Origin of the sequence: Candidatus Chryseobacterium colombiense (assembly GCA_029203185.1) — a bacterium.
In the GTDB taxonomy this organism is placed as follows: domain Bacteria; phylum Bacteroidota; class Bacteroidia; order Flavobacteriales; family Weeksellaceae; genus Chryseobacterium; species Chryseobacterium colombiense.
In genome coordinates this window covers 3,169,553-3,182,705 of sequence record CP119310.1, presented here as the reverse complement: position 1 = coordinate 3,182,705, position 13,153 = coordinate 3,169,553, and the positions used below count along the sequence as shown (strand labels likewise).

Below are 13,153 nucleotides of genomic sequence, written 5' to 3'. Positions count from 1 at the left end.
TTAAATATATTTTCTTAAAAATTATTTTGGTAAACGGCTTGCTCTTTTTAAAACCTCTTTATTGATATCATTAATTAGTCCCGGACCTTCATAAATGAAGCCTGTGTATAGCTGAACTAAAGTTGCGCCTGCGTCCAGTTTTTCAATCGCGTCTTTTGCAGAATGAATTCCGCCCACTCCGATGATCGGAAATGCTCTGTTGCTTTTATCAGAAAGATATTTGATCATTTTTGTACTTCTCTCACGAATCGGTTTTCCGCTTAAGCCACCGTTTCCAATTTGTGCCAGAACTTCAGGAGATGTTTTCAGCCCTTCCCTGTTTACTGAGGTATTGGAAACTACAATTCCGTCGATTTTCGTTTCAGCGATCAGTTCAATAATTTCGTCTAATTGATTGTTATTCAAATCCGGAGCTATTTTCAGTAAAATCGGCTTCTGTACAGCTTTCGACTGGTTGATCTTTTTAACTTCAGTAATCAGTTCGCGAAGATATTCTACGTCTTCCAATTTAGCGTGACTTCCTACATTTGGACAGCTTACATTCAGCACGAAATAATCTACGTAAGGATGAAGTCCTTCAAAACAATCCAGGTAATCCTGTGTATAGTTTTCAGGAGCTGTATCTGTATTTTTTCCGATGTTCCCTCCAATAATGATTTTTCCTTTGTTGCCTTTCAGTTTTTCAATCGCAGCTTGTAGTCCATCATTATTAAAGCCCATTCTGTTGATGATTCCGCCGTCTTCAATCAATCTGAATAATCTTTTCTTTGGGTTTCCAGCCTGCGCTCTCGGAGTTACCGTTCCAATTTCTACAAATCCAAAACCTAAGTCTCCCAGTTCATTAAATAAAACTGCATTTTTATCAAAACCAGCGGCCAATCCTACCGGATTTTTAAATTTCAATCCAAAAACTTCTCTTTCCAGACGTTTATCTTGAACAGGTTTTGGGAAAAATAATTTAGTGAGGAATCCAAAATTCTTTAACATTGAAAAAGTAAAGTGATGGACTTCTTCAGGATCGAATTTGAAAAGAATTGGACGAATGAGCGATTTGTACATTGAAAAAAAGTTTTACAAAAATACTCATTTTAAAATTAACCTTAAGTTGATCCGTGATATTTTATGAAAAAAGGTATTATAAATGCTATCTATAAAACACTATTATTTATCTGTCTGTTATAAAATCTGTGAATTTTTTAACGCAAAGATTTTAACTTTAGAATATAGTATTCAAGAAGAGCAAAGTATTAATCAACAAAGTTGATTTGATGAAGCGATGTTTTCAAGCTTCGCGAAGCAAATCTTATTTGCTTTTGATATCTTAAAAATAAAACGTTTGAAAAATAATCTTTGCGTTTAAATTAAGAATAAGAACTCAGATCAAACTTCAAAATATCCCCCACTCTTTTAAACTCATCATCTATAGTGGCATTTATCATAATTCTTTCATTAGAAATCGGATGATTAAATATTAATTGATGAGCGTGAAGCGTCATTTTGTTGATACCAAATGTGTGCAACCACAATTTATTCTGTTTGTTACAGCCATGTTTCCGACAGCCTAAAATCGGATGTAAAATATGTTTAAAATGTTTCCTCAATTGATGAAATCTTCCCGTTTCAGGAATCGCTTCTACCAGACAATATCTTGAAGTCTGATGTTTTAAAAAAGGTAAATCTATCTCTGAAGTCTGCAGACGATGATAATAAGTGACTGCATTTTGTTTGACTTCATTTTCGTTAATTAAGTCATAATCAATGGTTTCTTCTTCCTTTGCCCAACCACGAAGAATGGCAATATATTTCTTCTCAACTTCTCTTGATGCAAACTGGTCGCTCATAATTCTTAGCGTCTCTTTATCTAAAGTAAACAACAATACGCCCGAAGTTTTCCGGTCCAATCGATGTATGGGATAAACTTTTTGCCCGATCTGTTTTCTCAATTCCTGAATAGCGTACGTATCGGCCTCTCCAGCATAAAAGGATTTGTGAACCAATAATCCGCTGGGTTTATTGATGGCAATAAGATGTTCATCGCGATAAAGAATTTCTAACATGGTGCAAAAGTAGAAATTTTCTATTGACCCTCCTTTTTAGAATTAAAAAACATATAAAATTTAATTCAATAATGAAATTAAATTCAGTTCTATAGTTCACCTATTCATAAAGTAAGAAAAAAATTTACCAATCCCAAATTTGAATTATTCAAAATCTGAATATTTTATAATATAATCTTCTTTAAAAAATCGATTTAAAGTATAAATAATATCTTCATAATATATTTTAAAAAATCTAAAAAGTTCTTCATTGCTATAATGAGATTCTAACAATCCCTTATAATCATAGTTAGGATGCTCTATAATCCATTCAAATATTTTTTTACTTTTTAAAACTCCGTCAATATTAATATCAGATATATCTCTGTAATTAATATTTTTATACATATCTCTATGTGTATATATTTGGCTTAGTCTTTTTCTACTGATTGCTGCGTGTATTGCATCTGATATTATTTTATCTTCCATATTTTTAAAATCCATGATTAAACTTAATTTCTTCTATTTTGTTAATAAAACCAAAAAAACCTCTGCTAGATAATTCATCTTTTAAATTTCTTCTCACTAAATTTAAAGATGGTTTATAATGACCACTTCCATCTGTCACTTCTTTAATAATACCTTTCTCAATTATCATTTCTCCAGCAGCTGCTACAGGCTTTCCTGCTAAAAATGAAGAATGATGAAACTTACCAAAAGCATAATTTTTTGATAAATAAATATTTCCTTCTTCCGACATAACAAAAATAGCATATTCTGTTGAGACCACATCTCCATTCTCTAAAATAGAAATGCTTCCGTTAGTGTCTACTAAATCTCCATTAAAATCAACAATCTTATCATGCTGTACAAAAATCTCATAGGGTTCTCGTTCTTTTTTAGTTAGATATTTTACCCCTTTTTCAAAATCCTTTTTAGAACCAATAGTATATATATTTTCTAGTTTTTTTGTTTCGTATTTATTTCCAGAAGCATATTCTTTATCAAAATATTTCCAGACTTCATCTTCCATTTCTTCCAGAACCTCAATAAGCTTATCTCCTTTATCATAACTTCCTTTTAGATCTTTTATTTGTTTATAAAAAGAATTTTTATCACCTTTTGCAACAATATTGCCATTATAAAACAAATTATACTCCTTACGAATTTTATTTCCTTTACTTACATCACCTGATAATAGAATGACTCCTTTTTCTTGTAGTTTTAGCATTTGGTATTCATTAAGAGAGCCACTTGTTGCCATAACAACTTCTGTATTCTGGATAAGAATTTTCACAGAGCCTCTCTCAAAATTAGTTAGATTGACTTCTAATAAAACACTTATCATGTGTGCCGCAATTGTTTCCTTCAACTTGATATTTTTAATAATTTCAGGAATTGTAAGAAGTTTTAATCCCATTTTATAAAATAAGCCTACTAATAAACCTCCAGCCGTTAAAGCTCCCCCAACAAGGTAAATTTCCTCCCACGTCTCCAAAAACTCTTTTCCTCCTTCATATTTTAAAATCTCTTCTTTAAAAGTCTGTATGGTTAAATCTGCCCCCGCCAAAGAAATATCCGCAATAGCAAGTAACAGAAAATAGGGATTTCCTGCCGGTAAAGTCAGTACACCTATAATTACAGCCACAATATCTGCCGCTATACGAATATTTTGTAGCACAACTGCCCATTCCTGAGCATCTGATAAAGCCTTTAAATAAATCGCAGGAACAAAGTAAGAGACCTCTTTCTCTCCACTTATATCTTTAATATAGATCATATCTAGCGGATGATATTGTGCTCCATCATCCAGATCTGTTGTTACAATCCTTGTACCCTCGCCAGAAGTTCCCATTGTTTGGCTACTTTGGATATTATGAGTCTCTATTTCTTCTTTTTGTTGTTGCAAGAAAAATGTATCTCGATACTTATCCCCGTCCTGCTGAAAAACTCCACCTTCTAAAATATTGCTGTTTACTTTATAGCCTTTTCCGATTGTAAATGTTTTGATGTTTTTCTTTTGTTTAGCATTTTTAGCAAACATCGAAAAAACAAGCATAATATTAGCCAGAATCATTCGATTGCTTATCACCTTTCCGTCATATTCTCCATTCTTGTCCAAATTATAATAAATCCTGTTTAGTTTGTCAGGATTTTCCCTGAAGTAGTTTAAAATAGGAACGGGTCTTATAAATGTCTTAAAAATTTTGATCACTGCTGCACTACTATCCTTAAACAAATCAGAATCATCATCTTTTGAAAGAATTTCCAAATGATTAAAAAGGACTTCATTATCTAGCTTATCAGAAAGTTTTTCTATAATAGATTCTGGAATATTTTCATAGATAAATTTCAATCTGTCAGCATCTTTTTCATTCCGTAAAACAGTTGCAAAATTTTGAAGAAAATAATTGTAATCTGCCTCATATTTATCCACATCGCCATAATTTAATAATATATTCAAATTTCTAAAATCCTTATACCAAGATGTTTCGAGAACAATGGCTAATTCTGAACTATTTGCATAATAAAAATGTAATCTGTAATAAATCTTCTTATTGCGTTGATCTATCTGTTGAGTTATCCTTGTATCTGACCATTTTACACTTACATTTCCAATTTTAGAATTCCTATAAACTTTTAACTGGATAAATCCGTCACTCCTATTTTGAATACTTTTATTCTGAACATTGGCTTTTAGCTCCTGAAAATTATACGCGAATTGATAATCATTTATTCCACTGTTTGCAGCTTTTATTTTAATAATTAACTTGTCTAAATTAATATATTCATCTGTTATCCATTCTGTAGCCTTTGCCATAAGTTCAGAAATATTGGCTGTTTTATCTACGGATATTACATTTTGCATAGATAAATTGCTTTGTTGTAGGGATTCTGGAATTACTTTCTTTTGAAATGCCAACAGAATTTTTTGACTTTCTTTATCAAAGTCATCATAATCTTTAAAATAGTTTTTGTTGTTCATTGATGTTTTTTAATTAATTACTAGATTTACTTATTCACAATAGAAAATTTTGGATTGAACAAAATCGTTGAATTCTATCTCGCTTAGATTCTTTTAGACAAATATGACCATTGAAAACGACAAAAGTCGTCGCGTTATAATTCATTTCTTTTTCTTAATTAGACTTAAGAAATCCAAGAAATCTAAACGATTGCTTCTTATTTTGATTCCAACAAAAACTCCGCAACAAAAGACGAAATAAAAATAAAAAGTAGATTTGCATTATTATTAACTGCATTTTTTAATGAATCTCATGAAATTGGGATTCAAATTGCTATTTTTGCACTTCAGACGAAAAAAATTATGGCAAAGCAAGAAGATGTTTTCAAGAAAGTGATTTCTCACGCTAAAGAATACGGTTTTATTTTCCCTTCGAGTGAGATCTACGATGGTTTATCCGCTGTTTATGATTATGGACAAAACGGTGCCGAATTAAAAAATAATATCAAACAATATTGGTGGAAAGCGATGGTACAGCTTAACGAAAATATTGTCGGCATTGATTCAGCAATTTTGATGCACCCTACAACATGGAAGGCATCAGGCCACGTAGACGCTTTCAACGATCCATTGATTGATAATAAAGATTCCAAAAAACGTTTCAGAGCGGACGTTTTAGTAGAAGATTACTGTGCTAAAATTGAAGATAAAGAAAACAAAGAGATCGAAAAAGCAGCGAAGAGATTCGGTGAGTCTTTCGATAAAGATCAGTTTGTTGCAACGAATCCAAAAGTATTGGAATACAGAGCAAAAAGAGAAGCTATTCTTTCAAGACTGGCAAAATCTTTAGAAAATGAAGATCTTGCTGATGTAAAAGCTTTGATTGAAGAATTGGAAATTGCAGATCCGGATACCGGTTCTAAAAACTGGACGGAAGTAAGACAATTTAATTTGATGTTCGGAACTAAATTGGGGGCTTCTGCAGATTCTGCAATGGATCTTTATTTGAGACCGGAAACAGCTCAGGGGATTTTCGTTAACTTTTTGAATGTTCAGAAAACTTCACGTCACAGACTTCCTTTTGGTATCGCACAGATCGGAAAAGCATTTAGAAATGAAATTGTTGCAAGGCAGTTTATTTTCAGAATGCGAGAATTCGAACAAATGGAAATGCAGTTTTTCGTTGCTCCGGGGACAGAGCTTGAATTCTATGAGCAGTGGAAGCAAAAACGTCTGAACTGGCATAGAGCGTTAGGTTTAGGTGATGAAAATTACAGATTCCACGATCATGAAAAACTAGCGCACTACGCAAATGCCGCAGCTGATATTGAGTTTAATTTCCCATTCGGATTTAAAGAACTGGAAGGTATCCACTCAAGAACAGATTTCGATTTGAAGGCTCATGAAGAGTTCTCTGGCAGAAAACTTCAGTTCTTCGATCCTGAAAGAAATGAAAACTATGTACCCTATGTAGTGGAAACTTCGGTAGGTTTAGACAGACTATTCCTTTCTATTTTCTCTCATTGTTTAAGAGACGAAACATTGGAAGACGGTTCAGAAAGAACGGTTTTATCTTTACCTCCGGCTTTAGCGCCAATTAAAGCAGCTATTCTTCCATTAATGAAGAAAGATGGTTTAGCAGAATATGCAGAAAAAATCTTCAACGATCTGAAGTACGATTTTAACTTATTCTACGAAGAAAAAGATGCGATCGGAAAACGTTACAGAAGACAGGATGCGATCGGTACGCCTTACTGTATCACGATCGACCACGATTCTTTAACAGATCACACAGTAACAATTCGAGATAGAGATACTATGGTTCAGGAAAGAGTTCCGGTATCAGAATTAAGAAGAATTATCGACGAAAAGACAAGTTTCAGAAATTTACTTTCAAAAATATAAATGTAAAGCCTTGAGAAATCAGGGCTTTATTTTTTTATCAACATATATCCTAATTTGTTATTTTTGATTTTCAAATTTTAACCATGAAAAAAATAACACTATTGATGTTTGGTCTGATTCAGACATTCTCATATTCTCAAACACAGGATTTAGCCACTTTAGCATCAGGGGAAAACATAGGAATGAATGCTCTTTTCGATTCCAAAGATAATTTATACGGTTATGTCTCTTTATATTCTTACGGAAAGACTGATAAAAAAACACAGAAATTTGAATATGTCCTTCTGGATAAAAACCTCAACCCTATCGCCAATAAAGAATTTGAAGCCAATCTTTTAGTTTCTAATTATTACGGGTATGTAGATTTTAAAGGACAGATCATCCTTCGTCCTTCAGATTTCAATTATCTTCAGGCTTTTTCAAAAGATGCTGCAATGCCGGTATCAATGGTTATAGATCCTAAAACCAACACCGTAAAGCCCAAAGTGTATTACGATTATCTTGAAAACGGAACTTTCGTGGAAATTAATCAGCCTAAAAGCTTTAAAGAGGAAAGAAAAGAAAACCGTGCGGAGAAAAAAGATAAAGGCTACAACTATGTTGCTACTGTGGGAGAAATTAAAGAAGGAGGATTTCTTGCAGTAGAATACAATGATTATGGCAAATATGTCAACAAAAACAGCCTGATCAAGTTTGATGAAAATAAAAAGGAAGTCTGGAGATACCGCTACAATACGGATGGCAGCAAAAAGATATTTTCAGATCTTACTTTATTAGAAAAAGATGAAAACCGTCTTTACGGAATTTTAAGAAAGGTAAATGATGACGACAAAACTTTTTCCCTTTTGGTGATCGATATGAAAACAGGAAAAGAACTTTCAAACCAACCCATCACAGGTCTGACTCCGGAAACAATTTATAATATCGATGCATTATACTCCAGCGGAAAGAAACTGGATAACGATAAAACATTTGATGATAAAGTCGTTTTAATGGGAAGAAATTTTGATAAAGGAGACAAAGGTTTCGCAAGATTCATCTTAGATAAAAATAATTATCATGTTGATCTTAAAACATTAAATTATAAACCCGATTTATCCAACCATATTCCAAAACTGAGCGCAGACGGCGGCGTAGAAAACGGCTATTTCCTTCAGACCAAAGACGTCTATTTTATGAGCGATGGCAGTGTGGGAATTCTTTCTGAAAAATTCAAGCCAGCGGGACAATACAATGCCCCTAAAACAACCGATTTGGTTTATATTAATACCGATAAAGATTTTAAGGTAAAAGATGTTCAGATTTTTGAAAAGGAAAAATCCAAATGGGTAAACAGCGATTACCTGTTCTCACAATATCTGAATGATGGGAAAGATGTTGTTTTCTTCTTCCGTGATTATAAAAAGGACCAGGTAACCAAAGAAAAAAAATGGAATCTTTTCATTAATACCATTATCGACGGAAAGTTCAAGCAGGAGGTCATTCCTATTTCTGAAAAAGATAATTTCATAGTGACGCCTTATATTGCAAAAGAAGGTTACATTTTGCTTAGGGAATATAATGAGAAAGAAAAATTCAATAAGGTTCGTCTTGAGAGGCTAAATTATTAATGATAAAAAAGAATCCTGACCTTCGGTCAGGATTCTTTCGTCTGATAGTAATCTGCAATATTTTTGATCTCATCCAGGCTCAGATTCCACATAAAATTGAGGAACTGCTGATAGCTTTCACTTTGGTTTTTAGGATCTACTCTATCGAGATACCGGTTAAGATTATAATTTTTTCGTGCTTCATAAATTTTAACAAAACATTTTCCCAGCCAATCTTTATAATATTTTTCTTCTTCCCCGTCCTGTAAGAACTGCAGACTTGTATAAATTCCTACTCCGTAATCTTCGGAATGAAATAAATTCGGAAGTGTTTCCATTCTTGCGATCTTTTCCAAAGCAGCATAAGATTCTGATGCTTTTTCGGCATTCACATCATTTTTCAGTTCAGGGAATATTTTTCGAAGTTTTTCTATTCTTAATACCACTTCAGGATGCGAAGCCAAAGAATCTTTATTAAGCTTTTCTTTAAAATTATTGTAATTATACAGTGAAAAATCCTCTTTTTTAAGCCATTTCTCTTTAAAACCCTGCTTCGGAAGATCAAAATACTTTTTATAGGTTTCTACTTTTAATATTCTTGGCGAAATCGTATCAAAATCCTGAAGTCTCTTCAATGTATTAACGAATTCTGCCTTCTTAAAATCACTGTTTTTAAAAATTACATATCCTAAAGAATCCGCCTGCATTTCATCTTTTCTTTTCTCTGCTCCTTTTCGGTAAATCCTGTTTTTCATCACCTTAAAAGCCCTTTCGTTACGGTTTTCTTTGGTTGATTTAATATCCTGCAGTGTAATTCTGTCCAGCTGATCCTGATCAATCATCTGCAGAAACGTTTTCAGGGAATGTTCAGATATTTTGTGCCCCAATTCATGGGAGATTACCGCTCCAAGCTGATCATCATTATCCAGCCAGCTAAAAAGTCCCATATTGATTACAAAAACTCCATCTGCAAAGCAGTATGCATTCGGCGTATTATCTTTCGCAACAAGAATCGTTAAATCCTGTGGAATCTGAGGATTATTCTTCTTTAAACGGCCAATCAGACTTTTCACTTTTCCTTCGAACACAGAATTGAAAACAAAGTCTTTATTTTTAACCTGTTTTTCAAAGTCTTTTTCAAGATCTTTATAGATTTGTGACAGTTCACTTCCTCTCTTTCCTGAATAGGTATTTTTACTTTTCGTGATCAGGTTTTCATTATTGGCGGCAAAGCTTTTAAGAAATTCTTTTCTTTTAAGATAATCTGCTGTATCAATAGGTTTATAAGCCTGCCCGAAACACATTACAACAGCATAAAGAAGTAAAAAAGTAACAATTTTTTTCATCATATTACATCATATTCTCACAAAAATAAATCATTTCGTTTCATGTTTTTAAAATTATTTTAAATTTGTTAAAGATCAAATTGTATGATAATCTTCTTCTACTTCATTACAGGTATTATTGCTTTGGCGATCATCATGTACCTTTCAGGGTATGCCTATCTTTTTAATGGAATTTCAAAAACCTATCTGCGCGGGAAATCCAGTGCCAATATCGACGATGGTAAGTTATTTTCCAGCAACCTCATCGCCACAAAAACACCAGAACTTTGGGAAGAAGCACCAGAATACAACAAAACAACATTACCGAAAAACATAGTTGATGATTTGACTCAGTCTAATACCGCTTCTTTTCTTGTCGTAAAAAACGGAAAACTGGTTCACGAACAGTATTGGAACGGTTATAATCAGCTTTCAAAAACCAATTCTTTTTCTATGGCTAAAGCAGTCACTGTAATGCTTTTAGGAAAAGCTCTGGAGGAAGGTAAAATAAAAAGTATTGATGATAAATTCTCCGATTATTTTGAAGAATTTAAGCATAAAGAGTTCGGAGATCAATTGACGCTTAGAAATTTAGCCCAAATGGAAGCAGGTCTGAATTGGGATGAAGATTATAAAAATCCTTTTTTGCCCAATGCAAAAGCGTATTATGGAAAGAGTCTTATTGATGCTACTTTTTCAAGGAATTTCAAAGAAAATCCGGGTACAAAATTTGAATATCAGAGCGGTTCTACCCAACTTTTAGGATTTGCCGTAAGAAAAGCCGTCGGTCAATCGTTAGCAAGCTATTTATCAGAGAAATTCTGGATTCCGTTAGGAATGGAGCAAAATGCAGAATGGAGTACTGATGACAGCGGAATGGAGAAAACCTATTGTTGTATTCATTCTAACGCAAGAGATTTTGCAAAACTGGGACAATTGTTTTTAGATAATGGGAGAGCTTACGGTGAACAGATCTTAAATCTTAATTTTATTAATCAAATGAAAACTCCGACTAAAAAATCTGAGGATATCTACGGAATGGGATTTTGGATTAACAATGACAATCCCATAAAGCATTATTATTTCCTGGGACTTCAGGGACAATATATCATCATGATCCCGGAACATAATATGGTCATCGTAAGAACAGGAAGCTACAACAATCTTCCCAAAACCGACAGAGGAAGACCGGATCAGGTGAAATTTCTCGTGAATGAAACCGTATCATTATTTCAGTAGGATCTATGGAAAAATACAATACAAAAGTTGATGAATATATTGAGAATTCTCAGGATTTTGCAAAACCTATTTTAAATCATATTCGTGAAACCGTTCATGAGACATGTTCCCATACGGAAGAAACCATCAAATGGAAGTTTCCCACTTTTATGTACAAAGGAAAAATTCTTTGCTCTATGGTTTCGTTTAAACAGTATTGCAGTTTGGGATTTTGGCTTCATCATGAAATGAAAACGCTTAAAAACATCGAAACCGACGTTGAGCAAACCAATATGTTCAGCCTGGGAAAAATTACAAAAATCGAAGATCTTCCCTCAAAACCATTGCTTAAAAAAATGATTCTTGAAGCAATAGAACTTACCGATATGGGGGTTACCATGAAAAAGGCAGCTCCGTTAAAAACAGAAACTGAAGTTCCCGATTATTTTCAGAATGCTTTAAAACAAAATAAAAAAGCATCAGAAGTATTTGCCAAAGGTTCTCCATCATTCAGAAAAGAATATATCAACTGGCTTACAGAGGCCAAAACAGAAGCTACCCGAAATAAACGAATGGAACAGGCTATAGAATGGCTTTCTGAGGGAAAAGCGAGAAACTGGAAGTATATGAAAAAATAAGCACCCGTTTTAAGATATTTAGATACATTGTTATTTTCAACTAAAATCTTAGTGGAATCTGAAATTGGCTTCAGGAAGCGTATTATTTTTTAAAAATGCTTCATATTCCGGAGATAATTTTGCGCGTCCGAAAGTATTTTGCCCACTCATGCTTCCGAGGCGTACTTTATCTTTTCCGAATTTTTTGTTCATGGCATCCATTGCCTTCATTACCGGTAAATGCTGATTTTGAATATCCTCTTCAAAAAAACTGATCTGCCTTTGATCTTCAGGAACGAAATCATTCACAAAAACACCTGCTCTTTTGTAATGAAAACCATCTTTATAAATGGCTTCAAATAGTTCATTCACCACTCTCCCTATCAAAATTGAAGAGTTGGTAGGATTAGGAAGGATTTGGGTCATCGCTTTTCTGTATTCGGGCAGGTCTTTTCTGAAACGGTTGGTCTGCACAAAAACCGTCACCATTTTACAGCAGGTATTTTGCTTTCTTAAACGCTCCGAACAATACATCCCAAAAGTTTCTACACGTTCCCGAACTTCTTCTTTTTTTGTCAGCATTTCCATAAAACTTCTGGTCACCGCAATCGATTTTTTCGGAGACGGAGCATCCAGTTCCAGCTGGCGGATTCCTTTCAGTTCATTCACCATTCTTACTCCGTGAATTCCCATGATATTGCGAACCCACATTTCCGGTTTCTGTAATAGATCCCAGGCTTTGAAAACTCCATTATCCTGCATTTTAACAGTAAGACGTCTTCCAATTCCCCAAACATCTCCAATATTCAGCCATTTTAAAGCTTTTTCAATTTTTTCAGGAGTATCTAAAGCAAAAACACCATTGAATCTTTCAGGATCTTTTTTTACGATTCTGTTGGCAACCTTACAAAGCGTTTTTGTAGGAGCGATTCCTATGCTTACAGGAATATTGACTTCTTTTTTAATCTTATCCTTAATTTCAACACAATAGTCATATATATTGATGTATTTAAACCCGGTAAGATTTAAAAATAGCTCATCAATACTATAAACCTCATGCTCTACCACATATGATTTGGCAATATTTATCACTTCCTGGCTTTTGGCATTATATAATTCAAATTTTGCAGAAAAGCTCTTTACGTCATATTCTTTAAAAAGCTCTTTATATTTGAAAGCCGGAGCTGCCATCGGAATTCCAAGATCTTTTGCTTCCTTGCTTCTGGACACAACGCACCCGTCGTTGTTGGAGAGTACCACAACGGGTTTATTTTCGAGATCCGGATCCAGCGTTCTTTCACAGGAAACGAAAAAATTGTTGCAATCTACTAAAGCATACATGATTCAAAACGGAACATTTCAATACACAAAATTATGATTTTTAAAATAGAAAATTGTAATTATTTAAAATTTTAAAACTAAATTAAAGAACTGATTTACACAACATTAATTTATTTAAAATACGTCAAGTTTTGTCGCTATGCAGGCTTAATTTTGG

Annotated in this window: 10 protein-coding genes; 4 read left to right on the top strand and 6 right to left on the bottom strand. The window is 33.5% G+C overall.

From position 1 onward, the window contains the following. Positions 1 to 21: 21 nt before the first annotated feature. From P0Y62_14365 to P0Y62_14350, 4 genes are all read right to left on the bottom strand, one after another. Positions 22 to 1,059: a quinone-dependent dihydroorotate dehydrogenase gene (locus P0Y62_14365; protein WEK69025.1), complete on the bottom strand. Its 1,038-nt coding sequence runs from the start codon at positions 1,057 to 1,059 to the stop codon at positions 22 to 24. Positions 1,060 to 1,361: 302 nt separating this feature from the next. Then, complete coding sequence (locus P0Y62_14360; protein ID WEK69024.1) at positions 1,362 to 2,057, bottom strand: pseudouridine synthase; 696 nt, start codon at positions 2,055 to 2,057, stop codon at positions 1,362 to 1,364. A gap of 144 nt (positions 2,058 to 2,201) precedes the next feature. Continuing rightward, positions 2,202 to 2,525 (bottom strand): hypothetical protein, encoded by a 324-nt coding sequence (locus P0Y62_14355; protein WEK69023.1) that lies wholly within the window; start codon positions 2,523 to 2,525, stop codon positions 2,202 to 2,204. A 4-nt stretch (positions 2,526 to 2,529) separates the two neighbouring features. After that, the gene (locus P0Y62_14350) at positions 2,530 to 5,022 is read right to left on the bottom strand and encodes a hypothetical protein (GenBank protein ID WEK69022.1); all 2,493 of its coding nucleotides are present in this window, start codon (positions 5,020 to 5,022) and stop codon (positions 2,530 to 2,532) included. 342 nt (positions 5,023 to 5,364) lie between these two features. On the opposite strand from P0Y62_14350, the gene P0Y62_14345 reads away from it, so the two are divergent. Continuing rightward, a complete protein-coding gene (locus tag P0Y62_14345; protein ID WEK69021.1) occupies positions 5,365 to 6,906 on the top strand; it encodes a glycine--tRNA ligase in 1,542 nt (513 codons plus the stop codon). 83 nt (positions 6,907 to 6,989) lie between these two features. Then, entirely contained in the window at positions 6,990 to 8,516 is a 1,527-nt protein-coding gene (locus P0Y62_14340) for a hypothetical protein (protein ID WEK69020.1), read from the top strand. Positions 8,517 to 8,542: 26 nt separating this feature from the next. Here P0Y62_14340 and P0Y62_14335 read toward each other — a convergent pair whose 3' ends face one another. Further along, a complete protein-coding gene (locus P0Y62_14335) occupies positions 8,543 to 9,844 on the bottom strand; it encodes a M48 family metalloprotease (protein ID WEK69019.1) in 1,302 nt (433 codons plus the stop codon). An 81-nt stretch (positions 9,845 to 9,925) separates the two neighbouring features. On the opposite strand from P0Y62_14335, the gene P0Y62_14330 reads away from it, so the two are divergent. Together P0Y62_14330 and P0Y62_14325 are read left to right on the top strand one after the other, a co-directional pair. Then, positions 9,926 to 11,059 carry a serine hydrolase gene (locus P0Y62_14330; GenBank protein WEK69018.1) on the top strand — a complete coding sequence of 378 codons (1,134 nt, stop codon included), beginning with the start codon at positions 9,926 to 9,928 and terminating at the stop codon, positions 11,057 to 11,059. 5 nt (positions 11,060 to 11,064) lie between these two features. Further along, entirely contained in the window at positions 11,065 to 11,676 is a 612-nt protein-coding gene (locus P0Y62_14325) for a YdeI/OmpD-associated family protein (protein WEK69017.1), read from the top strand. A 48-nt stretch (positions 11,677 to 11,724) separates the two neighbouring features. Here P0Y62_14325 and P0Y62_14320 read toward each other — a convergent pair whose 3' ends face one another. Next, positions 11,725 to 12,996, bottom strand: coding sequence for a DUF4113 domain-containing protein (locus P0Y62_14320; protein ID WEK69016.1), 1,272 nt, complete (start codon positions 12,994 to 12,996; stop codon positions 11,725 to 11,727). Positions 12,997 to 13,153: the final 157 nt, after the last annotated feature.